We start from the raw sequence: 24,438 nt of genomic DNA on the forward strand, positions 1-24,438 counted from the left end.
CTCGTCACGGCCCAACCGAGGCGGTAACGCGGTCGACCGGATCTCGCGGCGTCGCGGGCGGACGCACGGCGCGGCGACCGGCGAAGCGACGCATCAGCGGTTCGTCCACCCAGCGATAGATCGCGGCCGCCGCCGCTATCGCGACGATCAGGCTCAGCCCGGCGAACCCGAGCCAGCCGAGTGGGCCGAACTGTCGTCCGCCGATGAACAGCCGGGTGATCAGCACCATGACCGGGAACTGGATCAGATAGAAGGCGAAGGAGATATTGCCGAGCCACACCATCCTGGGCGAGGCGTTCAGGCCGCGCAGACCAGCCAGATCCCGTGCCGCGAGCGTCGCTACCACCGCGGTCATCGGTGCGAGCAGCAGCGCCGACATCTTGTAGTTCACCGGCACCACCCAGGTGGCCGCGAAGGCGACGGCCAAGGCCAGCAGCGGCCAATCCAGCCGGGTGTTGCGCCAGCGCCCCTCCAGCACCAGCCGCGCGGCGAGTACGCCGAGGAAGAATTCGGGCAGCCGCGACGCCGGAAACGTGTAGCTGAGCCAATAGGACGGCGCCACCGGGATATCCGGCTGTGCGAACCAGGCCGGTGACGCATGCAACTCGAAGTACGGCGACACATCTCCCGGAACGAGCCGTGGCGCAAAGGCATTCGCGATGCCCTTCGGACCCGGTACCCACAGGAAGTACGCCGTATGCAGCGCGAGGATCAGCACGAGCAAACCGGCGACCACCCACCACACGCGCTCCCCGCGAATGCGCCGCACCAGCGGCAAGGCGAGCGGAAAGCTCAGGTAGAAAAGCATTTCCGCACCCAGCGACCAGGACGGCACATTGAGCCCGCCCACCGTCGTCCACTTCGGCACCCAGGTGTGGATCAGCAGCACATTCGGCGCCCACACCACCAGCCGCGACAGTGGCACACTCGCGACCACGATGAAGGCCACCGTCGCAACCAGATGCGTCGGATAGATCTTCAACACCCGCCGCCAATAGAAGCGCGGCACCGAATTTCCGGGCCGGAACGACCAGTAGATGATGAACCCGGACAGCACGAAGAAGAACGTGACCCCGGCCGCGCCCAGTTGCATCGGCATCACCTGGTGGATCTGCCGGAACAACTCGGACTTCTGAAATGGATAGACCGGCAGAAAAACCAAGGCGTGCAACAGGAATACCGCGAACGCGGCCCACCATCGCGCACCGGTCAGCGAAGGGAGTGCGGGCCGTGCCTCGGCGGGATCCGCCGTGGGCTCGGTTTTCACTTGCCGTACCGCTCGTACAGCGCTCCAGCGATCACCGAATCCCCGTGCGCCGATGGATGAAACGGAATCCCGACCGGATCCGCGCGCGGATCGAGCACACCGTTCAACCACGGCTGCGCCGAACACAATCCGTGACCGGCCGTCAGCGCCCTGGAGTCGAAGTATTCGATTCCGAGCTGCGCCGCCGCGTCCCGCTGCGCCGCATCGATGCGATCCAGATATTCGACCAGCCCGGCACCCCGCGGCTGCACGTACTGCCCGACACCGAGCACGCTGATGCAGGTGAAACTCTGCCCGGCCGGGAACAGTTCCGGATAGCCGACCAGCACGACCTTCGCCTGCGGCGAGTAGTACCGCAGATATTCGACCACCGCGCGGATGCGTTCGGCATACTGCGCACCCGATACGCCCCGATAGTCGGTGATCCGCCCCTGTGCGGCGGCCTCCAACCCACACCCCTCGGCGACATTGAAGACGCACGGAACCAGCGAGGTCCACAGTGTGGCCGGATTCGCTCCCCAGGTGTCGTTGAGCCCGAACTGCACTGCGATCAACTTGGTTCGCGGCCCGAATGCCCCCGCCTTATCGGCGTTGATCGCCTCCTGAACCAGCGAATAACCCCGCTCGGTCTCGATCGCCGCGCCGGAGCACGACACGTCCACGAAGTCGGAGGCACCCGCGACACCCATCAATCGGCTCAGCTGTGTCGGCCATGAAGTCGGTCCGCGCAGACACTCCTTCGCATCGGCTTCCCATCGAAACCCATTGGCGGCGAAAGAATCGCCGAGCACCACCAGGGCGCTACCCGGCGCGGCGGGCGGAGCCGCCTCCGCCGCGGGTAATCCGGCCACAGCCGCCACGGTCGCCGTCACCACCCCGAGCCATCTGGCACAACGACGAGAGAGCTTGCTGTTCACGGTGTTTCCTCCGCTGTCAGTAGCCCGCGCGCGGTTCGAATCCGGGGGCGGTCAATGTCGGTGCGGGCTTGGCGGGTTCGGGCTGCGGCGCCTGCACGGCCGGTGGCGCCTGCACAGCCGGTGGCGCTTGCGGTTCCGGTGCCGCGGCGGGCGGCGGGGCTACCGATGTCGCTTCCGGCGCGGGCGGAGCCGGGGCTTCGGATGCAATGGTCGACTGGACCGCGGCGCTGGTCGGCGCCGGTGCACTGGTCTCAACCGGCCCACTGGTTGGGGTGTGATCGCCATGCGATTCGGTACCCTCGCTGCATCCGGTGACACCGAGAAGCACTGCACCGCAAGCGAACACGGTGGCAAGACGAACCTTCAACACTATCCCCGTTCCAGTATAAATCAGGAGCATTTGCTTTTCAGTCTAGTCGGGAGACTACGAGCCGAATCGGACCCGCGTGGCATCTTTCACCGAATTACCCCGACCGCCCGAACCTCGCTTCCGGCGCTCGGTGCGCCGCGTATCCCGAAGTGGGCCAAGCATTTTCGCTAACAAGCCCGGTCAATGCGTATGCACCCCAACCGGTTCCACGAATGTAACCGCCATATTAACTTCGGCAAGCAACACCATACGCCCGATGATCCCACCTCGCCGGTTCCAAAACGAGACCACAGATGCTAGCGTTCAGTCTCGAAATAAGACCAACTCGAGAGGGTGCCCATGAGCCCGACCAGCCTGCAGACCGACGAGTTCACGGCATTGAGCCACATCCTCGACAGCAGATGGACCTGCCGTCAGTTCAAATCCGACCGAGTCCCTCGCGACACCATCGGGGCGCTACTGCGACTGGCTCAGCGCACCCCGTCCTGGTGCAATACCCAGCCCTGGCAAATCGTCCTCACCGAGGGCGCGGGCACCGACCGATTCCGCAAGGAACTCCTCGAACACGTCGCAATCGCCGCGCCGGAACCGGATTTCGCCTTTCCCGCGCAGTACACCGGCGCCTACCGCGATCGTCGACGCGCATGCGGCCTGCAGCTCTACGACAGCGTCGGCATCGTGAAGGGAGATCAGGCAGGCACCATGCGCCAAGCCATGCGCAACTTCGAACTCTTCGACGCCCCGCACGTCGCGATCGTCACCACCGAGGCCGACCTCGGCGTCTACGGCGCCATCGACTGCGGCCTCTACATCGGCACCTTCCTTCTCGCGGCCCAGAGCCTCGGCCTCGGTGCCGCACCCCAAGCCGCCCTCGCCTCCTACTCCCCTTTCCTGCACACCTACTTCGACCTGCCCGAAAACCGCCGAGTGGTCGCCGCGATCTCCTTCGGCTATCCGGCCCCGGACCACCCGGTCAATGCCTTCCGCACCGCCCGCGAAGACCTGGACCAGGTCGCAACCTGGTACAGCGCCTGACGCCGCGATCCTTGTTTCGCAGGCCCCCGACACCGTGCCTCCCCCGTACCCACCGATCGGCAGCCGATCGGTGGGTACGGGGGGCCGCCCGACCTGTACCCCCGATCGGCACGCCGACGGAACATCGCCTGTGCGTTTGCCCACCGCGCTAGGGTGGCGGAACGAATCGGGGGTGGGTTCGGCAACCCCCTGCCGTTGATTGCACAACGAGGAGGTCGGCTTTTATGCGTTCCATCAGTGCACTCTCGACAGTCATCGCGGCCGCGGTTCTCGTGCTCGGCCTGGCGGCCTGCGACAAGGAGAACAACAACAGCGCCAAGGCAACGAGCACTACCGCGCGCGCGACAACCACACACCCCACCACCACCTATGCGGCGGCAACCCCGACCACCGAGCCGCCGACCACGATCACCACCTCGCCGCCGACCACCCCACCGGTCGCCGAGCCCACCACGATCTTCTGCGGCGCGGGCCCCTTCGACCTGGCCGTCTCGGCCGTCACCACCAGGGGCGACGCCGCCTGCCCCACCGCCGTCGCGGTCACCAATGCCTATGCCGTGCAATCGGATCTGTGGGACGTCGGCTTCGTCATCCCCATCACGGTCGGCACCACCACCTGGGACTGCCAGGAGCACATCGGCACCCCGAACCCGTACCAGGAGTGCGTCAGCCGCGACAACCCATCGGAAAAGGCCCGCCTCGGTTCATAATTGGGCCGCCGCCGGTTAGCCCGCCTGACGTCCGTCTTGGGAGGTGAAGCCGGGACCCGGCTCGGCGGAGATGTCGCGTGCGGTGAGTTCGGTTCCGCACGAGTCACATTCGAGTTTGATATGTCCTTCGCCGGTGCAGTCCGAATGGCGGTAGTGCACCGGCGGACCCTCGGGTGCCATATAGGTATCGCCCCAATCCCGGATCGCCATCAGGATCGGGTAGATATCGTGTCCCTTCGGCGTCAGCCGGTACTCCTCGTGCGCGCCGACGGCAGCCTTCTGTTTGACCAGAATCCCGTGTTCGATCAGCCGATCGAGCCGATCCTGCAACCGGCTCCGGGAGATGCCGAGCGCGCTCTGGAATGCGTTGAACCGCCGGACGCCCGCGAACGAATATTTCAGGATCACCAGGGTCCAGCGGTCGCCCAGGATCACCAGCGGCCGTGTGATCGAACACGGCTCATCGGCAAGTTCCTCGTAGCGCACCTGTCGATGCTACCGAGCCCGCGGCGCCCGGCGGTGGCTTTACCCGCCGGGCACCGAGGTCAAGCTTCTTCAGCGGTGTAGGCGACCATCGGATCCTTGTCTTCCAACGGCGGCACCTCCTCCCCGTCCAGCACCTTGCGCATCCGCTCCGAATCCAACTGCCCCTCCCACTTCGCGACCACAAATGTCGCGACGCAATTGCCGAGCAGATTCACCGTGACCCGCATCGAATCCATCAGCCGATCCGCCCCGAGCAGCAGCGCGACCGCCGCCACCGGGATCGATCCGTGCCCGATCGCGGTGATCGTCGCAGACAGGGCCAGGAATGACGAACCCGGCACGCCCGCCATGCCTTTCGAGGTCAGCATCAGCACGCCGACGGCCGTGATCTGCTCGCCGAGGCTCAGATCCACCCCGAGCGCCTGCGCCAGGAACAGCACGCAGATAGACAGATACAGCGTCGCACCGTCGAGATTGAACGAATACCCGGTCGGTATCACCAGCCCGGTGGTGGCTCGTGAGCAACCGGCTTGGGTCAGCTTGATCATGATCCGCGGCAGCACCACCTCGGTCGACGCGGTGCCGAGCGCGAGAAACAGTTCGTCCTTGATGTATTTGAGGAGCTTCCACAGGCTCACCCCCGCGAAAACCCGCACGACCACCGCGAGCACCAGCAGGAACAACACTGCCGCGCCGTAACAACAGGCGATCAGCTTGCCATAGCTGCTGAGCGCGGAAAGTCCGTACTGCCCAACGATGTAGGCCATCGCGCCGAACGCACCCAGCGGCGCCAATTTCATGATCCAGCCGATGATCGTGAAGAAGATCTTCCCGATGTGATCGACCGCCTCCAGAATGACCGGCGGGCCGTGCTCGCCGAACTTCGCCAACGCCAAGCCGAACAGCACCGCGAAGAACAACACCTGCAGCAGCGCATTCTCCGCGAATGCCGAAATCACCGATGCCGGAATGATATTCAGCAAGAAGTCGACGGTATGCGGCAGCTCGCCGTTCTTGGTGGTCTTGGCGATCTTCTCGGCACCGGTCGCCAGGGTCTGCGCGTCGACATGAAAGCCCGCACCCGGCTGCACCAGGTTGCCGACCAGCAAACCGAAGAGCAGTGCGAAGGTGGTGATCACCTCGAAGTAGATCAGCGCCTTCACACCGATCCGCCCCACCGACTTCATATCGCCGACATGGGCGATGCCGAGCACCACCGTGCAGAAGATGATCGGCGCGATCACCATTTTGATCAGCTTGATGAACCCGTCGGCCAGCGGTTTGAGATCCGCGCCGAAGTCGGGCCACAGCTTGCCGACCAGAATTCCGGCCACGATCGCCACCAGCAGTTGCAGGAATAGCGATCGATACCAGGGCGGTTTGCGCACCGGGTCGGTCGCTGCGGTGGATTCGATCGTCACGCTCATGCGCGCAACGTACGAGTTATTCGTATCACCAAAGTTTCAACTACATTGCCGCGCGGAAACCCGATCGATATATGCCCGTCACCCCAGGTCCGATATCGAGAACAATACGAACCAAAAGCGGGCCCCGGGAAATCCCGAAGCCCGCTTTCGCCGCTGGATTTACAGCGGAATGTTCTTGTGGTGACTCTTGCGCACCGGCGCCGCCGCCAATGCCGCGGCAATGGTGCTGCGGGTCTTGGCCGGATCGATGACCTCGTCGACGACACCGATCGCGATGGCCCGCTCGACACCACCGGCGATACGCTCGTGCTCGACCGTCAAACGCTCGTGCAGCGCCTCACGCTCTTCCTCCGGCGCGGCCGCGAGGGCCTTCTTGTGCAGGATGCCGACCGCGGCCTTGGCGCCCATCACGGCGACCTCGGAACCGGGCCAGGCGTACACCGCGGTCGCGCCGAGCGAACGGGCGTTCATCGCGATGTAGGCGCCACCGTAGATCTTGCGGGTGACCAACGTGACCCGCGGTACCCGTGCCTCGGCGAATGCGTGCAGCAGCTTCGCGCCGCGCCGCACCACACCCTCCCACTCCATGCTGACACCGGGCAGATACCCGGGCACATCGGTGAGCACCACCAGCGGAATGCCGAACGCGTCGCACAACCGCACGAAACGCGCGGCCTTCTCGGCACTTTCGGAGTTCAGGCAGCCACCGAGGCGGATCGGGTTGTTGGCGAGCACGCCCACGGTGCGCCCGCCGAGCCGTCCGAGACCGGTGACGATGCTGCGCGCGTAACCGCCCTGCAGCTCCTCGAACGAGGACTCGCCGTCGACGTTGTCGAGCAATTCGTGGACGATCGGCTTCACGTCATAGGCGCGCTTGGCCGATTCCGGCATCATCGCCTTCAGATCGACATCACCGTGCGCGGCCGCGACCAGATCGAATTCGCCCTGCTCGGCGAACATCGACACCAGGCGCCGACCACGGTGCAGCGCGTCGGCCTCGTCATTGGCGACGATGTGGGTGACACCGGACTTCTTGCCGTGCGTCTCCGGACCGCCCAGGGTGGCCATATCGACCTGCTCACCGGTCACACTGCGCACCACATCGGGACCGGTCACGAAGACCCGCCCCTCCGGCGCCATGATCACGATGTCGGTCAGCGCCGGACCGTAGGCGGCGCCACCGGCCGCGAAGCCGAGCACCACCGAAATCTGCGGAACCAGGCCGGATGCGCGAACCATGGCCTCGAAGACCAGACCGACCGCGTGCAGCGCCTCGACACCCTCGGCCAGGCGAGCGCCGCCGGAATGCCAGATGCCGACCACCGGAATCGCGGAATCGATGGCGGTGTCGATCGCGTCGACGATGTGCTTGCAACCCTCCACACCCATCGCGCCACCCATGACGGTGGCGTCGGAGCAGTAGGCAACCGTGCGGACACCGTCCACCTCGCCGATCGCGGCGAGCACACCGGACTTGTCGCGCGGGTGCAGCGGTAGCACAGTTCCGGGATCGAAGAAGCGCTGGAGCCGCCCGAGCGGGTCACGCGGATCGGTGGCAGTTTCTGGTCGGAACGCGGGAGCCACAATCGTCATCGCGTTTTCTCCTCACCTCAAGGAAGTGCGCCGCTACTGCGGCTGCGTATGTCGAACACCGGTGGGGTCGACCGACTTTGGCGTTGGTCGACCCCACCGGGGATCGTTGTGCAGTCGATAAGGCGGCTATGCCCGACCGAAGGCGAGCGCGACATTGTGCCCACCGAAACCGAACGAGTTGTTGATGGCGTACTCGATCTCCTGGCGGCGAGCCTCGCCGTGCACCACATCCAGATCGATCTCCGGATCCTGGTTCTCCAGGTTCAGCGTCGGCGGGACCAGGCCGTCGCGGATGCTGAGCACGGTGAGCACCGATTCGAGCGCACCGACGGCGCCGATCGAGTGACCGAGTGCCGACTTCGGCGCGTACACCGAAGCATGGTTGCCCACGGCCTTGTTGATCGCGTTCGCCTCGGCGGTGTCACCGATCGGGGTCGCGGTCGCGTGCGCATTGATGTGGGTGATGTCCTTGGGCGTCAGACCCGCGGTCTGCATCGCCCTGGTCATCGCCCGGGCGGCACCGTCACCCGTGGGATCGGGTGCGACCAGGTGGAAGCCATCGGAGGTGATACCGGCGCCGAGCAGGCGCGCGTGGATCGTCGCGCCACGAGCCTTGGCGTGCTCCTCGGTCTCGAGGACCATCAGCGCACCGGCCTCACCGAAGACGAAACCGTCGCGATCCTTGTCGAACGGACGCGAGGCGCCCTTCGGATTGTCATTGCGGGTACTCATCGCGCGCATCATGGTGAATGCCGCGATCGGCACCGCGTCGATGAAACCCTCGACGCCACCGGTGACGACCATATCGGCGTCACCCATGACGATCATTCGCCACGCATTGGCGATGGCCTCGGAGCCCGATGAGCATGCCGAGACCGGAGTGACCACTCCTGCCCTGGCCTTCAATTCGAGACCGACGACGGCCGACGGACCATTCGGCATGACCATCTGAACAGCCAGCGGCGAAATCTTGCGATAGCCACCGTTCTTCAGCTTGTCGACCGAGTCGATGAGCGCATCACCGCCACCGAGCCCGGTACCGATCGCCACACCCAGACGCTCCGGGTCGACCTCGGGGCTGCCCGCGTTCTGCCAGACCTCGCGACCGAGTACGGTCGCGAGCTGCTCGACGTAGGCCATGCGCCGACATTCGACACGGCTCAGCAGGGTCTCCGGCCGGACCTTCAGGTGACCGCCGATGCGGACCGGAAGGTCGTACTCCTCGACGAAGGGGTCCTCGAGAACGTCGATTCCGCTCTCGCCGTTGAGGAGTCCCTTCCACGTCGCATCGACATCACCAGCGATCGACGTGGTCGCCGCCATACTCGTGACGACGACATTGGGGAAATTCCCGTTCAAGGTGGAAGGAGTGGTCACGGTGTCGGCCCTACTCGGCGTCGAACTTGGCCTTGAGCTCCGCGGCCGCCTCAGCGTTCTCGGCCTCGAGCTTCTGGATGTAGCCGACAGCGTCACCGACCGTCTTCAGGCTGGCCAGATCCTCGTCCGGGATCTTCACGCCGTACTTGTCCTCGGTCTGCACCGCGATCTCGACCATGGACAGCGAGTCGATGTCCAGGTCATCGACAAAGGACTTCTCGATCGTTACCTCGGAGGGCTCGATACCGGTCACCTCTTCGATGATCTTGCCGAGTTCCTCGACGATTTGTTCCTGGGTCAGAGCGGCCACTTCGTGGCTCCCTTCTTATCTACTTTGTAGGGCTTCACTGTTGTTTTTCGAATCGAGCGAGCCGATGGTTACCGTCCGCTCGGTCACGATCGCGTATTGGGTTACACGGCCGCGGGGGGAAAGCTAGCCGGAAGTGGTGAGTCCGGCCAACGCGGGGAGGTCTTCGGGGGTCTTCAGGGCCAGTGTTGGCGTGCCTTTCAGTTCCCGTTTTGCAATGCCGACGAGCGTGCCCGCCGGCGGCAGCTCCGCCACTGCCGAGACCGCCGCTTGCCGGACGGTCTCGGTGCACAGGTCCCACCGGACGGGCCGGGTGACCTGCGCCGCGAGCTTAGCGACAGCATCGGCTCCGGAGGTAACCGCCTTGCCGTCGAAGTTCGAAAGCAGGGTCCTGGTCGGCTCGTTCGGTGTGATCTTGGATATGGCGTCCGTCACAGCGTCCTGGGCCGGGGCCATGAACGCGGTGTGGAACGCACCCGCGACGGGCAGCGCACGCACCCGCGCCTTCTCGGGCGCATCGGCGGCGAGTTCCGCGAGGGCGGTCAAACGTCCGGCGGCCACGATCTGACCCGCGGCATTGCGGTTGGCCGGGACGAGTTCGAGCTCTTCGAGCCGGGCGAGCACGGCGGCCTCATCGCCACCGAGCACCGCGGACATACCGGTCGGCTCGAGAGCACACGCTTTGGCCATCTCCGCACCGCGGATGGCGGCCAGCCGTACCGCATCGTCGGCGGAGATGACTCCGGCGACCGCGGCGGCGGCGAGTTCACCGACCGAATGTCCGGCCACGATGGTATCGGCCGGAAGTGCATCCGGCTCGATTTCCGCGAAGGCCAGCAGTGCGGCGGCGACGACAAGCGGCTGGGTAACGGCAGTATCGGTGATCTCCTCCGCCGTTGCGGTGGTGCCGAGTCGAACCAGATCCAGGCCGGAGGCCTTGGACCAGATGGCGAGGCGATCAGTCGCGCCGGGAAGGTCGAGCCAAGGCGCGAGCATGCCGGGTGTCTGGGACCCCTGTCCAGGGGCGAACAACGCGATCACACCTCTAAGAAAACACTGTGAGGTACGCCGCAGGAGATGTCGACGCGAATGAACCTTGCGGAGCGCTTTTGTGGGGGTCCCACAAAAGCGCATGTGGGTTCTGCCGATCGACCGATTCGCTGTATCCGTTACATGCCCTCGTGACTCACCGGGAATTGAGTGACTTCTGGGGTAGGAGTTGACGATTCGTTACGGGTTCGTGTCAAACGACCTACTGTGGCGGCGATCCGGAGCACGTACGCATCCCGCGGATTCATCGGATCACGGCCCGTTATCTCCGCTATCCGTTTGAGGCGATAGCGAACGGTATTTGGATGAACGTACAGCTGACGCGCGCACGTCTCGACCGCGCCACCGCAATCCAGATAGGCCTCGAGAGTGTCGGCCAGCGCCGATCCGGCGGCGGCCAACGGTAGGACAAGATACTCGTTCAACGCGTCGATTGCAGCCCGGTCACCCAAAAGGGCTCGCTCGGGTAACAATTCCGCAGCGTGCACCGGTCGCGGGGCCCCGCGCCAGCCGACAACGGCCTCCATTCCGGCCAGTGCCTCCACCGCGCTGGCATGCGCCGCGCCGAGGGTGCGCATGGTCGGGCCGATCACCACCGGACCGTCGGAGAACACCTCGGCCAGCAGATCCGCGAGAAAAGGGGAGGCATAGGAGGTATCGCCCAGATTCCCGCTGACCACCATCACCAGCCGTGAACCTTGGACCACGGCCAGCGCCGCGCGACCGTGCCGCGCGGCGATCGTGTGCACCGAGCCGACCATCGAGACGCCTTGATCCCCCGGCGGCGTGCCGACCAGCACCGTCGCTGGTGCGGTGGCGTCCCAGTTCAGGGTCGCGGCCCGCGACAGCATGTCCGGACCGGTGTCGCCGCGGACGACGGCGTCCACGACCAGCGCCTCGAGGCGGGTATCCCATGCGCCGCGGGATTCCGCGGCGCTCGCGTACACCGAGGCGGCGGCGAACCCGAGCTCACGCCCGTAGCGCAACACCGCCTCGGTGAGTGCGACCAGCTGCCGGTCATTGCGCGCGAGCGCGGGCAGCCACTGTTCGAAGAACTCCATGGCCACACGGACCATGTCCACGGTCTGGCGCAGCGTCAGCCGCCGCGCCAGATCCTGCGGGATCACTTGAAAGGCATCCAGGCTGAACCGGATATCGCTATCGGGATCCTGTAGCCATTCCAGGAAGTTCACCACCGCGGTCTGCACCAGCATCTGCACGCCTGCGCGTTGCGCGGCGTCCAGATCGGCGAAGAACGGCAACCGATCCTGCATCGACCCGACCGCCTCGGTGGAGAGGCGTCCGGAGAACTGCTTCACGCGTTTGAGCAGCGTGTCCGGCAGCGGGTCGCGGGTTTGCCGGTTCGGGGAGAGCGCGCCCGTCGGCAGATACACCTCGTGCTCGGAGGAGCCTTCGGAGATCCGACGCGGCCGCGGCGGTTTACGTTCCACCATCCAATCGTCCGCTATGCGAGTTCGTCTTCGGTGCCGGGAGCCGACTTCGGCGCGGCGGCGACATCATCGATGCGGTATCGGGCCGCGGCCTCGACGGCCTTGGCCGGATCGATCTTGCCGGTGCGGCCGAGTGCGGCCAGAGCCGCGACCACGATCGACTGCGCGTCCACGTTGTAGACGCGGCGCGCGGCAGGCCGGGTATCGGAGAAGCCGAAACCGTCCGTGCCGAGCGTGGTGAAGTCGCCGGGCACCCACTTGCGCACCTGATCCGGCACCGCGCGCATCCAGTCCGTCGCGGCCACATACGGACCCTCGACCCGGGCCAGCGCCTGGGTGACGTACGGGACGCCCGCATCGGTGCCCGGGTTGCGCAGCTGAGCGACCTCCTTGTCGAGTGCCTCCTTGCGGAGCTCACCCCACGAGGTCACCGACCAGACATCGGCCTGCACACCCCACTCCTCGGCGAGCAGCGCCTGGGCCCGCGCACCGTCGGGCACCGTGACACCCGAGACCAGGATCTGTGCGCGCACAGTGCCCTCGCCGCCCCGCTTGTACAGATAGAGGCCCTTGAGCAGTCCGGCGATATCGAGATCGTCGGGCTCGGCAGGCTGTACATACGGCTCGTTGTAGAGGGTGATGTAGTAGAAGACGTCCTCGCCGCCGAAACCGCCCGCGGATCCGTGCGGATGCGTGCCGGGCAGTGCGCCGGGACCGGGCTGCGGTGTGCCGCCGCTGTACATGCGACGCAGACCGTCCCGCACGATGTGCGCGATCTCGAAGGAAAACGCCGGATCGTAGGTGACCACGGCCGGGTTGGTGGAGGCAAGCAGCAGCGAGTGGCCGTCGTTGTGCTGCAGTCCCTCACCGGTCAGCGTGGTTCGCCCGGCGGTTGCCCCGAGCACGAATCCGCGCGCCAATTGGTCCGCCGCCGCCCACAATCCGTCGCCGGTGCGCTGGAAACCGAACATCGAGTAGAAGATGTACAGCGGGATCATCGGCTCACCGTGCGTGGCGTACGAGGTGCCCGCCGCGGTGAACGATGCGGTCGATCCGGCCTCGTTGATGCCCTCGTGCAGAATCTGCCCGACGGCACTCTCTTTGTAGGCAAGCATCAATTCCGCGTCGACGGAGGTGTACAACTGCCCGAGGCGGTTGTAGATCTTCAACGAAGGGAACCACGAGTCCATACCGAAGGTACGGGCCTCGTCCGGAATGATCGGCACGATCCGCTTGCCGATCTCCTTGTCCCGCAGCAACTCCTTCATCAGCCGAACCAGGGCCATGGTGGTGGCCACGTTCTGCTTGCCGGAACCCTTGCGCACCGACCTGTACGCCTCGTCGCCGGGCAGTTGCAAGGGCTTTGCTGCGGCGCGCCGTTCGGGCAGGAAACCGCCGAGCGCCTTGCGGCGGTCGAGCATGTACTGGATTTCGCGCGCCTGCATGCCCGGGTGGTAGTACGGGGGCAGGTAGGGATCCTTCTCCAGTTCGGCATCGGAGATCGGAATCCGCTGCAGGTCACGGAAGTCCTTGAGATCCTGCAGGGTCAGCTTTTTCATCTGGTGCGTGGCATTTCGGCCCTCGAAGTGCTTGCCGAGGGTGTAGCCCTTGATGGTCTTGGCCAGGATCACCGTCGGCTGGCCCTTGTGCGCCATCGCGGCCGCATAGGCGGCGTAGACCTTGCGGTAGTCGTGACCGCCGCGCTTGAGGTTCCAGATCTCCTGATCCGAAAGATCCTGAACCAGGGCCTTGGTGCGCGGGTCGCGACCGAAGAAGTGGTCGCGCACGTAGGCGCCGTCATTGGCCTTGTATGTCTGGTAGTCACCGTCAGCGGTGGTGTTCATCAGGTTCACCAGCGCGCCGTCGCGATCGGCGCCGAGCAGCGCGTCCCACTCCCGGCCCCAGATCACCTTGATGACGTTCCAGCCCGCGCCACGGAAGAACGACTCCAGCTCCTGGATGATCTTGCCGTTACCGCGCACCGGGCCGTCGAGACGCTGGAGGTTGCAGTTGATCACGAAGGTCAGGTTGTCCAGCCCCTCGTTGGCGGCAACCTGGATCAGGCCGCGCGATTCCGGCTCGTCCATCTCGCCGTCACCCAGGAACGCCCAGACGTGCTGATCGGAGGTGTCCTTGATACCGCGATCGTGCAGGTAGTGGTTGAACCGCGCCTGGTAGATGGCGTTCATCGGGCCCAGGCCCATGGACACCGTCGGGAACTCCCAGAAGTCGTTCATCAACCGCGGATGCGGATACGAGGGCAGGCCGTGTCCCGGACCGCCATGGCTGTACTCCTGCCGGAAACCGTCCATCCGGTCGGTGCTCAACCGGCCCTCGAGGAAGGCGCGAGCGTAGATGCCGGGTGAGGCGTGCCCCTGGATGAAGATCGAATCGCCGCCGCCGGAATGGTCCTTACCGCGGAAGAAGTGGTTGAACCCGACCTCGTAGAGCGCCGCCGAGGACGCGTAGGTCGAGATATGGCCGCCGACACCGATGCCGGGACGCTGCGCCCGGTGCACCATGATCGCCGCGTTCCAGCGGATCCAGGCCCGGAAGCGCCGCTCCACCTCTTCGTCGCCGGGGAACCACGGCTCGTTCTCGGTGGGGATGGTGTTGACGTAGTCGGTGGAGGTCAGGGATGGAATGGCGACCCTACGCTCACCGGCGCGTTCCAACAGCCGGAGCATGAGGTAACGCGCGCGGCCCGGACCTTCCCGGTCGAGCATGTCATCGAACGATTCGAGCCATTCGGAGGTTTCCTCCGGGTCGATGTCCGGTAGGTAGGACGCCACCCCTTCGCGGATAACCCGCACCCGCCCGCCCGTAGGCGGCACCTGCGATCCGTTCGGATCACGCGGCGCGGAGTCGGTGCCGGCGGATTTCGCTGGCGCGGAAGAGTGGATCAGGTCGGTCAAATCTGCTCCTCGTACAGGGGTGGACAAGCTGATAGGCGTCTTATTCCCCGGGCGGCACACTTGGTTGGCGGACCACCCGTTTTACGAAAGGTTCGGGCGCACCTCCATCCTTGCGGAAGTTGTGGCCCAGGTCATCATGTCAGGGGCATCTGCAGTACGGTTCCGCAGGGAACGTGAGTCGAGGACCGCCGATGACACAGAGAGGCACGGAGGACGATGAAGGTGCTGGACCCACGCGGGTTCGGAGCGGTGTGCGCGGCAGCGGCGGTCGTGGTCGGGCTGACCATCGCGGGATGCGCGAAACACGTTGACGGCGTTGCCAATCCGAATGCCTCGGAGCTAGCCGCCTACAAGACCGAGGCGGCCGCTTCCTCAGCCGCGGCGACCTCCTCGCGCAAGGCCGCGGCCCAGGCGCAGGCGATCAGCGACAACTGCGGTCAATTCCCCACGACTACCGGCGTCGGCGTTTCGAAGTACAACGAATTCGTAGATGCGCACGACGCGAACGCCGCGGACTACAACGCCAAGCGCGATACCGCCGCCAAGACGCTCGAAGACGCCGCGACCAAGGTCGAGACCGGAGTGAACAACGCCAACGGCGCACTGCCCACCGATCTGCAGGCCAAGTTCGCCGAATACGTCGCCGCCGCACGCCAGCTCGCCGCGGAGACCCGCAAGATGACCTACACCGCCCCGGTCGGCGCGCTCAACGAGGCGAGCAAGCGGGTCAACGACGCGCGCAACGCGGTGAAGGACGCCTGCCCGAAACGCTGAATTCGTCCCACGAACCGGGGTCGGGTGGCGAAAATCGGCCAATGACACGAGGTTGCAACGCGACATTCCATGGGTATTTCGTCCGATCAGCTTGCGCTCGAGGCGATAACCATGTTCGCTTGCAACTACCTATTGTCTGGAGTTGAGGAGGACACCACCGTGGTCGCCGCGGCGGACGCGCAGAACTACGCTCAGAAGCTTGGCATTACACACGGCATGGTTGTCCAGGAGCTGGGCTGGGACGAGGACACCGACGACGACCTGCGGGCCGATGTCGAAGAGGCCAGCGGTGGGGAGATGGTCGACGAAGACTCCGACGAGGTTGTCGACGCTGTCCTGCTGTGGTGGCGAGAAGGCGACGGCGATCTGGCGGATGAGCTGATGGAAGTCATCAGTCCGCTGGCCGACGAAGGCTTCATCTGGGTGCTCACTCCCAAGACCGGGCAACCTGGTCATGTCGATCCGAGCGATATCGCCGAAGCGGCACCCACGGCGGGTTTGACGCAAACCTCGGCGATCAGCCTCGGTGCCTGGTCCGGCAGCCGCCTCGTGCAGCCCAAGGCACCCTCGAAACAGCGCTGACCGCTTTCGCTATGGTTTCGCCGGGCGGTGTTTCACCGCCCGGTGTAGCCCGACACGATGGAGGATCAGTGATGCCAGTCGAGGTTGGCCCGCTGGAGGTCGGCACGCTCGCGCCGGATTTCACACTCAAGGATCAGAACAACCAGGACGTCACGCTTTCGGATTACCGCGGTAAGAAGAACGTGCTGATCGTGTTCTATCCGCTCGCCTTCACCGGCATCTGCCAGGGCGAGCTGTGCAAGGTCCGCGACGAGTTACCCAAATTCCAGAACGACGCCGCGGAAATCCTCGCCATCTCGGTCGGCCCGCCGCCCACCCACAAGATCTGGGCCGCCGAACAGGGCTACGTCTTCCCGCTGCTGTCCGACTTCTGGCCGCACGGCGCCGTCGCCCAGTCCTTCGGCGTCTTCAACCAGAAATCCGGCTACCCCAACCGCGGAACCTTCGTCGTGGACCGCGACGGCGTCATCCGCTTCGCCGAAATGAACGGCCCCGGAGAGCCCCGTGACCAGGCGGCTTGGGAGAAAGCGCTCGCCGCGCTAGAGTCCTAGACCGGCCCGTCGGTCACCCGCCGACGGATCCCGGGCGTATAGCTCAGTGGTAGAGCTCTGGTTTTACACACCAGCGGTCGGGGGTTCGAACCCCTCTGCGCCCACCGAAGAAGTACAAGAGGCGGAACATCGCCTTCCACTGCTACCGCAAGCCAGTCGGAAGTGGCTGCGGGGTTTCCAGCGAAACGTTCAGCTGTTCGTAGGCCGCTGGATTGCCGGTCAGCACTGGGGATCCGGTGACTTGGGCTTCCCACGCGATTTGCTTCCGTGCAGCCGGCTCGGCTGGCGGTGGCTCGCCGCTACGTCAGACGGAGAGGGCACCTAGTTGGTGCAACAGTCGATCGGCGGTATGCGTATTGCGGTGTGCGACATACGCGATCCATGCCCACCAGACGATCGACACGGTATATGTGTACGGCCACCACTCTGTCGGGTGTAGACCATCTGCAAGACAGGCGGCGAACGACACGGTGAACAGCGCGGCGAGCCCGGTGAAAACCACGCGCTGACGCGAGGTTGCATTCTGCGCCTGTTCGAGGCGCGGGATCCACGATTCGGCGGTCGCGCCCGCGGGTAGCTCGCGGGCTTTCAATGCGCGGCCGATTTCGCGGTTCGTACGTTTTTCCGCCGATTGGAACTCTCGGACAGGGCGCGCATATAGCACGAGCGCCACCATGAGCCCGGCGAAGATCGAAATGATTGAAATGATCGCAATGAACGGGATGAGCTGCATCGGGTGCTGTCTTCTCCTCACGTGAGAGTTCGTCGGCTTGCCTGAATAGATTCGGTCACGTGCGCGGTTGGCGATAGCGACCCATGGGTGAACATCGCCCACCCATGGGTCGCCCTTCGACGCGACAACCACGCGGTCTTGCCCCAACCCGGGAGTTGTCATGGGAGGCAGTGGCGCGGACGTCGCCCCGTCTTCCCGATCGCCGCACCGCTGGGATCGTGTGGGCACGGCTCGGGGGTTCAGCCGATCGGGAGTTTCACCACCGGATTGGCGCCCAGGTCGGTGACGTATACGTCTCCCGCACTGTCGACCGCCACACCCTGCGGATTCTTCAGGCCGGTGAACGGCAGCGGGGTCGGCGTCGACGCGCCCGCCGCCAACATCACCACCCATTTGTTACCCCAGTCGACGACGTATACGTCTCCCGCTTTGTCGACCGCCAAAGCCTGGGGATCTTTGAGCCCGGTGAACGGCAACATGGTCGGCGCCGACGCGCCCACCGCCAACCTCGTCACCTGCTCGGTACCCAATTCGGTGACGTACACGTTGCCCGCCGTGTCGACCGCCACACCATCGGGACCTTGGAGCCCTGCCAACGGCAGCGCGGTCGGCGTCGACTCGCCCACCGCCAATTTCAACACCCGATCATTACCCCGGTCAGCGACGTATACGTCTCCCGCACTGTCGACCGCCACACCATGGGGATCCTTCAGGCCGGTGAACGGCAGCGGGGTCGGCACCGATGCGCCCGCCGCCAATTTCAACACCCGGTCGTTACTCGTGTCGCTGACATATATGTTGCCCGCACTGTCGACCGCCACATCCTGGGGATTCTTCAGGCCCGTGAACGGCAGCGGGGTCGGCGCCGACGCGCCCGCCGCCAATTTCATCACCTGATCGTTACCCATGTCGGTGACGTACACGTTGCCTGCCGTATCGACCGCGACACCGGTGGGTAGGGTTACGTCGGTGAACGGCAGAGGGGTCTGTGGCGAATAGGCCCCGACGATAGGTGTGGGCGCATTGCCACCGCCGCCGGATTCCCGTTGGACACCAATGACGACAGCTACGGCGGACACCACCGCGACCGCGACCGCGGCGGCGAGGAGCCCGGCGGTCTTGGGCGACAATCCGATTCGACGCCCAAGGCGCGCAGCCATGCCCCCGGTGGTGCTGACCACGGAATCGCCCACCGCGGCGGAGACCGCCGCGGCCAGCTCGCGCACGGTCTGGTAACGATCGTCGGGATCTTTGGCCATTCCCTTGGCGATGACCGCGTCGAACGCAGTCGGTACATCGGGTGTGGTCGTGCTGGGACGCGGCGGCGGGGTGTGCAGGTGATGGGCCATCACACCCTGCATCCCCAAGGTGCTCGCAAACGGCGGTCGGCCGGTCAGGCACTCATGCAGCACGCACGTCAACGCGTACACGTCCACTCGGGCATCGGCCTTGACCTCCGAGCCGATCTCCTCCGGCGCCATGTAGGCGACGGTGCCGATGGTCTCGCCGGCCGTGGTCAGCGTACGGTCGTCGGCGGCGTGGGCGATCCCGAAGTCGATCAGGTAGGCGAACTCATCGGCCCCTAGCAGGATGTTGGTGGGTTTGACATCGCGATGAACCAGCCCGGCGTCGTGGGCCGCCTGCAGCGCGCCGGCCACCTGCGCGATGATCGCGACTGCCCGCCGCGGTGACAAAGCCCCTTCTCGCGTGATCACCTTGCGCAGGTCGGTGCCCTCGATCAAGCGCATATTCAGATAGAGCCGACCGTCGATATCGCCGAAGTCGTGGATGGGGATCACATGCGGCTCGGTCAAATGCGCCACCGCCCGGCACTCCCGGCGGAACCGCTCGCGCAGCTCTTCGTCATCGGCGAAGCGCTCAGGCAACACCTTCAGCGCCACCACCCGGTCGGTCAGCGAATCATGCGCCCGCCATACCTGGCCCATACCGCCCTGACCCAGCAGCGACAACAGGCGATAGCGCCCGAACGCCTCCGCTGGCCCCGACCCTCGGACGGTGTCCCCGCCGCCCTCTGGTGTGTCGCTCATTGTGCCGTCCCGTGACTACCTGTCTGGCTAACGGCCGTACTCGCTTGCAACCCGCGCCCGCGAGCAGGTAGGTCCACACTAGTTGATTCAGCCAGGCCAGATGCTCAATAGTCGGGCGCTATCGTCGGTGATCACCGCTTCTACGGCCAGAGCCGGTTCCACACGATCGATGGTGATGCCCGTCGAGTGCGCCACCGTCCCTGCCCACGCCCTGAATGTTCGGGCGGCGGTGGATGCGGATTCACAGGCGCGCAGCGGGCGATGCCGGACTGTCCCAGTTCAGGAGGCCTACAGCCAACGGCTTCCGTGCCCGCGACCCGACCTCACAAGGGGGGAGCCGCGCCTTGTGATAGCGAGGCCCTCGATAGCATCGATCACCGTACAGATCGAGGAACGCCGAGGGGCTTGTGTTGACTACCGACCATCTTGACCGCTGGAACGCTCACGAGGCTTCGGCGGAGGCGATGATTCCGATCATTGGCAGGCTGTACCGCGAGAAGGGGGTGACCATCCTCCTGCACAGCCGGTCGCTGGTGAATAAATCGGTGATCAGCATTCTGCGGACGCACCGGTTCGCGCGGCAGATCGAGGGTGAGGAACTGTCGATCGAGGAGACGCTGCCGTTCCTCGAAGTGCTCAGCGCGTTGGATCTGGGGCCGTGCAAAATCGACCTCGGCCGGTTGGTGATGGCCTATCGCACCGACGATCGCGGGCTGTCTATTCCGGAGTTCACCGCCGCAGTGCTGGCCGATGTCACCGACGGCAACAAGGCCGAGCCGCAGGGACCGCGGGACGTGGTGCTGTACGGCTTCGGTCGGATCGGTCGTCTGGTCACTCGTCTGCTCATCGAGAAGGTCGGGTCCGGCAACGGGCTGAACCTGCGGGCCGTGGTGGTGCGCAAGGGCGGCGAGGAGGATCTGGCCAAGCGGGCGTCGCTGCTGCGGCGGGATTCGGTGCACGGCCAGTTCAATGGAACGATCAAGGTCGACACCGACAACGACACGATCATCGCCAACGGCAACGTCATCAAGTTCATCTACAGCGATGATCCGACGACGATCGACTACACCGAGTTCGGGATCAACGAGGCGATCCTGATCGACAACACCGGCAAGTGGCGTGATCGTCCGGGCCTGTCGCAGCACCTGCAGCCCGGCATCGCGAAGGTCGTGCTCACCGCCCCGGGCAAGGGCGACGTTCCGAATATCGTGCACGGCGTCAACCACCGCGACCTCGATCTGTCCGAGCAGATCTACTCGTGCGCTTCGTGCACGACCAACGCGATCGTGCCGCCGCTCAAGGCGATGGATGACGAGTACGGCATCGTCCGCGGTCACGTGGAGACGGTGCATTCGTTCACCAACGACCAGAACCTGCTGGACAACTTCCACAAGGCCGACCGTCGTGGTCGCTCCGCGCCGTTCAACCTCGTGCTCACCGAAACCGGCGCCGCATCCGCGGTCGCGAAGGCGATGCCGGACTTCAAGGCCAAAATCACCGGCAACTCGATTCGCGTTCCCACGCCGGATGTTTCGGTCGCGATCCTCAACCTGCAGCTCGAGCGCGAGGTCACGACGAGCGAAGTGCTCGAGTACCTGCGCCGGGTATCGCTGTCCGGACCGCTGAGCCGCAACCTCGACTACACCGCCGCCACCGATGTGGTCTCCAGCGATTTCATCGGATCCCGCGCGGCATCCATCGTCGATGCCAATGCCACCATCGTCGACGGCGACACCGCGATCCTGTACCTCTGGTACGACAACGAATTCGGCTATTCGTGCCAGGTAGTGCGGACGGTGCAGTACATCTCGGGCATCGAGTACCCGACCTACCCGCAGCTGGGCGCGCAGGATCGCGCCACCGTTCCCGCGGCCGCCGCGCGATAGCACGCGTTCGGCCGAAATCTGTTCGACCATAGCGATTTTCCGCGAGTCGCGGCGTGGCTCACGCCGCGACTCGCCGTCGCCCACGCCGCGACCGGCGACCGCAAAGCGGCCAGAATCCGTCGACGGTTCACTGGTCGTTACCCGACTTGGTCCGCGCAAGGATCTCTCGCAGGTGTCACCGTGGCCGTTCATGTCCGTGGATTTCGACGACATGGCCAGGACACCGGCCCCGGCAGCCTGGGCTTTGCTCACTCGCCAGGCCGGAGAGCAGCGCAGACTCGATAGCTCTAAGAGCCGCAGGCGGCGTCGAGGAGGGTTGCCGCGGCAGCGCGGGCGTGGGCGGCGGCATCGGGTTGCCCTGCGATGGCGGCGGTGGTCTGGGCCCCTTCGACCAGGATCGCGATCTGTGCAGCGACGGCCTCGGGTGCGCCCGCGTCGTGGACCAGTTGAGCGAGGTATCGCTGGAAGCCGTCTTTGTGTTCGTGCACGGCGCGAGTGACGTTCGGAGAGCCGGCGCTCAGTTCACCGAAAATATTGATGAAGGCGCAGCCGTGAAAGTCCGGCTGGCGGAACCATATGTCGAGGAAGTCGAAGACGGACAGGATCTTCTCTCGTGCGGTGACCGCGTTCTCGGCGCTTGCGGCGATGCCCGCGTTCCATTGGGCCCTGCGGCGGTGCAGGACACCGACGATCAGGTCGTCCTTGGAGGGAAACAGGGAGTAGATCCGTTTCAGGGATATCCCCGCGTCGGTTCGGACCGCGTCCATGCCCACGGACTGAACTCCGCGCGCGTAGAAGAGTCGGTCGGCTGCTTCCAGCACGCGCGTCCGAGCTTCTGTGTCGTCGATCATGGTCTTTCCCCTTGCGCTGAGAACGTGCGTTCTCTAGCGTAGTACACTGTCCGGAGAACGACCGTTCTCCCGCTGATTTCAGGAGTATGGCAATGGCTACCATCACCGTCGGAACCGAGAACAGCACACCGATCGAGCTCTACTACGAAGACCATGGGACCGGTCAGCCGATCGTGCTCATCCACGGCTATCCACTCGACGGCCACAGCTGGGAGCGGCAGTCCCGCGAGCTGATCGCCGCTGGCTACCGCGTCATCACCTACGATCGCCGCGGCTTCGGACAGTCGAGCAAGGTCGGCACCGGGTACGACTACGACACCTTCGCCGCCGACCTCAACACGCTGCTCGAGACCCTCGACCTGCGCGAGGTGATCCTCGTCGGCTTCTCCATGGGCACCGGCGAACTCGCCCGCTACGTCAACAGGTACGGCCATGAGCGTGTCGCCAAGCTCGCCTTCCTCGCCTCACTGGAACCGTTCCTGGTGCGCCGCGACGACAACCCGACCGGTGTGCCGCAGGAGGTCTTCGATGGCATCGCCGAGGCCGCCCGCGCCGACCGGTTCGCCTGGTTCACCAAGTTCTACGAGGATTTCTACAACCTCGGCGAGACACTCGGCAGCAGGATCAGCCAGCAGGCCGTCACCGCCAGCTGGAACACCGCGACCGTCTCGGCGCCGGTGGCCGCCTACGCGGTCGTCTCCTCCTGGATCGAGGACTTCCGCGACGACGTCGCCGCGGTCCGCGCCTCGGGCAAGCCCGCCCTCATCCTGCACGGCACCAAGGACAACATCCTGCCGATCGATGCGACCGGGCGCCCCTTCCACGAAGCCTTCCCGGAGGCCGATTACGTCGAGGTCGAGGGAGCCCCGCACGGACTCCTGTGGACCCACGCCGCGGAGGTCAACGAGGCACTGCTGCGCTTCGTCCGCTCCTGAACGCCACCTCCGGCGGGTCACGGTGGGCCGCATCGTGACCCGCCGGAGGACTGATGGCGATTCGATCGGTTGATGCGGAGACAGACATCAGGCGGCGTGCCTCGACGGGCCGATGCGCGGTAGTCCGCACAGCCACATCCTCAGCCGAAACCTGGTCGGCCATTGCGGTTTTCCCGCGATGGCCGACCCCGCCAGCGCGGGGTGACAGTAGTGCCACACGGAGGTTGGATCCCGTCTGCTCAGCTGCTGTGGCGAGACGGGCATCAAAGGTCGGCACCGTCCGCTGGCACGATGTCGAGAACAACGGGCTGGTTCGTCGGCATGCCAGTGGCGGTCAGCTCAGGAATTCACGGACCGCTCCCAGCCACTGGTCTGGCTGATCGATGTGCGCCATATGGCCTGCCTCGTCGATCACCACCGGCCGTGCGGAAGGAATCAAGGCAGCGGCCGCAGCAGTGAGTGTCGAGGGGAAGATCATGTCTTGTCGGCCGTGTAGCAGTAACAACGGCACGTCGAGCTCCGCCAATCGTTGCGCCGCGTTCTCGTATCGGGGTGAAGGCAATATGCCTGCCAACATCGGCCGCATCCATTCGGCGGAGAACTGGATGGCCGCTAGACGCCGCAGGTAGTCGGGCAAGGCTGTCGGCCGCCAGATATTGGCCGAAGCTCCTGCGATGGCTGCTGCGCGAGTAAGTCCGGCACCGGCCAACGAGCGGTCGGACCACACCTGTGCCTCCCTGGCGCGGCGCTCGTCGCGAACGCGCCACCCGGCGAAGGCGTCGGCGGGCACCGGCAGGATGCTGCTGGACGCAATGATCAGCCGTCGTACCCGGTCGGGTGCATCCATGGCGAGACGTTGCGCGATCAGGCCGCCGTATGAGAAGCCCAGCACGTCAGCTCGCGCGACACCGAATGCATCGAGCAGCGCCGTCAGATCCCCGACAACAGTGTCCGGGGTGTATTCGTCGTCTCGAAGGCCCCGGGTGGAACGACCGCAGCCACGCAGGTCCGGCAGAATCAGCCGATGCGTCCCGGCCAACTCGACGAGCGGTTCGCGCAGATAGCTGTGGTCCCAGTCCGGCCCACCGTGAATCACCAACAGCGTTCGCTGCACTGGACCGGCGCAGTGTGCGACAAAGAGCATCACCTCCGGGTCCGTGGACACTGACACGA

General features: G+C 65.3%; 21 protein-coding genes and 1 tRNA gene. 8 read left to right on the forward strand and 14 right to left on the reverse strand.

Annotation, left to right across the window (positions count from 1 at the left end):
• Positions 1-4: 4 nt before the first annotated feature.
• Both ACQPZ2_RS33240 and ACQPZ2_RS33245 read right to left on the reverse strand, forming a co-directional pair.
• Positions 5-1,267 carry an acyltransferase family protein gene (locus ACQPZ2_RS33240; protein WP_433522040.1) on the reverse strand — a complete coding sequence of 421 codons (1,263 nt, stop codon included), beginning with the start codon at positions 1,265-1,267 and terminating at the stop codon, positions 5-7.
• On the reverse strand, positions 1,264-2,184 hold the full coding sequence (locus ACQPZ2_RS33245; RefSeq protein ID WP_433522041.1) for an SGNH/GDSL hydrolase family protein: 921 nt from the start codon (positions 2,182-2,184) through the stop codon (positions 1,264-1,266). The genes ACQPZ2_RS33240 and ACQPZ2_RS33245 overlap by 4 nt, the downstream gene beginning before the upstream one ends.
• A 709-nt stretch (positions 2,185-2,893) precedes the next feature.
• On the opposite strand from ACQPZ2_RS33245, the gene ACQPZ2_RS33250 reads away from it, so the two are divergent.
• Both ACQPZ2_RS33250 and ACQPZ2_RS33255 read left to right on the forward strand, forming a co-directional pair.
• On the forward strand, positions 2,894-3,589 hold the full coding sequence (locus ACQPZ2_RS33250; protein WP_433522042.1) for a nitroreductase: 696 nt from the start codon (positions 2,894-2,896) through the stop codon (positions 3,587-3,589).
• Between the two features lie 224 nt (positions 3,590-3,813).
• A complete protein-coding gene (locus ACQPZ2_RS33255; RefSeq protein WP_433522043.1) occupies positions 3,814-4,299 on the forward strand; it encodes a hypothetical protein in 486 nt (161 codons plus the stop codon).
• Between the two features lie 15 nt (positions 4,300-4,314).
• On the opposite strand, the gene ACQPZ2_RS33260 is transcribed toward ACQPZ2_RS33255, so the two are convergent.
• The 8 genes from ACQPZ2_RS33260 to aceE all read right to left on the reverse strand — a co-directional run bounded on the left by ACQPZ2_RS33260 (position 4,315) and on the right by aceE (position 14,824).
• On the reverse strand, positions 4,315-4,785 hold the full coding sequence (locus ACQPZ2_RS33260; RefSeq protein ID WP_433522044.1) for a winged helix-turn-helix transcriptional regulator: 471 nt from the start codon (positions 4,783-4,785) through the stop codon (positions 4,315-4,317).
• Between the two features lie 59 nt (positions 4,786-4,844).
• Positions 4,845-6,212, reverse strand: coding sequence for a C4-dicarboxylate transporter DctA (dctA, locus tag ACQPZ2_RS33265; RefSeq protein WP_433522045.1), 1,368 nt, complete (start codon positions 6,210-6,212; stop codon positions 4,845-4,847).
• A 159-nt stretch (positions 6,213-6,371) separates the two neighbouring features.
• The gene (locus ACQPZ2_RS33270; protein WP_063040458.1) at positions 6,372-7,805 is read right to left on the reverse strand and encodes an acyl-CoA carboxylase subunit beta; all 1,434 of its coding nucleotides are present in this window, start codon (positions 7,803-7,805) and stop codon (positions 6,372-6,374) included.
• Between the two features lie 126 nt (positions 7,806-7,931).
• Entirely contained in the window at positions 7,932-9,182 is a 1,251-nt protein-coding gene (locus tag ACQPZ2_RS33275) for a KasA/KasB family beta-ketoacyl-ACP synthase (RefSeq protein ID WP_063040460.1), read from the reverse strand.
• Between the two features lie 10 nt (positions 9,183-9,192).
• Complete coding sequence (acpM, locus tag ACQPZ2_RS33280) at positions 9,193-9,492, reverse strand: meromycolate extension acyl carrier protein AcpM (protein WP_063040462.1); 300 nt, start codon at positions 9,490-9,492, stop codon at positions 9,193-9,195.
• A gap of 123 nt (positions 9,493-9,615) precedes the next feature.
• Positions 9,616-10,530 (reverse strand): ACP S-malonyltransferase, encoded by a 915-nt coding sequence (locus tag ACQPZ2_RS33285; protein WP_433522046.1) that lies wholly within the window; start codon positions 10,528-10,530, stop codon positions 9,616-9,618.
• 128 nt (positions 10,531-10,658) lie between these two features.
• Positions 10,659-11,993, reverse strand: coding sequence for a PucR family transcriptional regulator (locus ACQPZ2_RS33290; protein WP_063040466.1), 1,335 nt, complete (start codon positions 11,991-11,993; stop codon positions 10,659-10,661).
• A gap of 11 nt (positions 11,994-12,004) precedes the next feature.
• Entirely contained in the window at positions 12,005-14,824 is a 2,820-nt protein-coding gene (gene aceE, locus ACQPZ2_RS33295; RefSeq protein WP_433527590.1) for a pyruvate dehydrogenase (acetyl-transferring), homodimeric type, read from the reverse strand.
• 297 nt (positions 14,825-15,121) lie between these two features.
• Here aceE and ACQPZ2_RS33300 point away from each other — a divergent pair, with 297 nt between their 5' ends.
• From ACQPZ2_RS33300 to ACQPZ2_RS33315, 4 genes are all read left to right on the forward strand, one after another.
• Positions 15,122-15,679: a hypothetical protein gene (locus ACQPZ2_RS33300; RefSeq protein ID WP_063040470.1), complete on the forward strand. Its 558-nt coding sequence runs from the start codon at positions 15,122-15,124 to the stop codon at positions 15,677-15,679.
• Between the two features lie 159 nt (positions 15,680-15,838).
• Complete coding sequence (locus tag ACQPZ2_RS33305) at positions 15,839-16,261, forward strand: DUF3052 domain-containing protein (RefSeq protein WP_040688342.1); 423 nt, start codon at positions 15,839-15,841, stop codon at positions 16,259-16,261.
• A 71-nt stretch (positions 16,262-16,332) separates the two neighbouring features.
• A complete protein-coding gene (locus ACQPZ2_RS33310; protein ID WP_357480279.1) occupies positions 16,333-16,812 on the forward strand; it encodes a peroxiredoxin in 480 nt (159 codons plus the stop codon).
• A gap of 32 nt (positions 16,813-16,844) precedes the next feature.
• A tRNA-Val gene (locus ACQPZ2_RS33315) sits at positions 16,845-16,916 on the forward strand.
• 200 nt (positions 16,917-17,116) lie between these two features.
• On the opposite strand, the gene ACQPZ2_RS33320 is transcribed toward ACQPZ2_RS33315, so the two are convergent.
• Positions 17,117-17,545 (reverse strand): hypothetical protein, encoded by a 429-nt coding sequence (locus ACQPZ2_RS33320; RefSeq protein WP_433522047.1) that lies wholly within the window; start codon positions 17,543-17,545, stop codon positions 17,117-17,119.
• 239 nt (positions 17,546-17,784) lie between these two features.
• Entirely contained in the window at positions 17,785-19,593 is a 1,809-nt protein-coding gene (locus ACQPZ2_RS33325; protein ID WP_433522048.1) for a serine/threonine-protein kinase PknD, read from the reverse strand.
• A 410-nt stretch (positions 19,594-20,003) separates the two neighbouring features.
• Between ACQPZ2_RS33325 and ACQPZ2_RS33330 the strand changes: the two genes are divergently transcribed.
• On the forward strand, positions 20,004-21,479 hold the full coding sequence (locus ACQPZ2_RS33330) for a glyceraldehyde-3-phosphate dehydrogenase (protein WP_433522049.1): 1,476 nt from the start codon (positions 20,004-20,006) through the stop codon (positions 21,477-21,479).
• Between the two features lie 287 nt (positions 21,480-21,766).
• On the opposite strand, the gene ACQPZ2_RS33335 is transcribed toward ACQPZ2_RS33330, so the two are convergent.
• Positions 21,767-22,330, reverse strand: a complete 564-nt coding sequence (locus tag ACQPZ2_RS33335; RefSeq protein WP_433522050.1) for a TetR/AcrR family transcriptional regulator — start codon at positions 22,328-22,330, stop codon at positions 21,767-21,769.
• A 92-nt stretch (positions 22,331-22,422) separates the two neighbouring features.
• Between ACQPZ2_RS33335 and ACQPZ2_RS33340 the strand changes: the two genes are divergently transcribed.
• Complete coding sequence (locus ACQPZ2_RS33340) at positions 22,423-23,265, forward strand: alpha/beta fold hydrolase (protein ID WP_433522051.1); 843 nt, start codon at positions 22,423-22,425, stop codon at positions 23,263-23,265.
• A 334-nt stretch (positions 23,266-23,599) separates the two neighbouring features.
• On the opposite strand, the gene ACQPZ2_RS33345 is transcribed toward ACQPZ2_RS33340, so the two are convergent.
• Complete coding sequence (locus ACQPZ2_RS33345; RefSeq protein WP_433522052.1) at positions 23,600-24,430, reverse strand: alpha/beta fold hydrolase; 831 nt, start codon at positions 24,428-24,430, stop codon at positions 23,600-23,602.
• Between the last annotated feature and the right edge of the window lie 8 nt (positions 24,431-24,438).

It is taken from the genome of Nocardia pseudovaccinii, from assembly GCF_050942345.1.
Classification (GTDB): Bacteria; Actinomycetota; Actinomycetes; order Mycobacteriales; family Mycobacteriaceae; genus Nocardia; species Nocardia pseudovaccinii.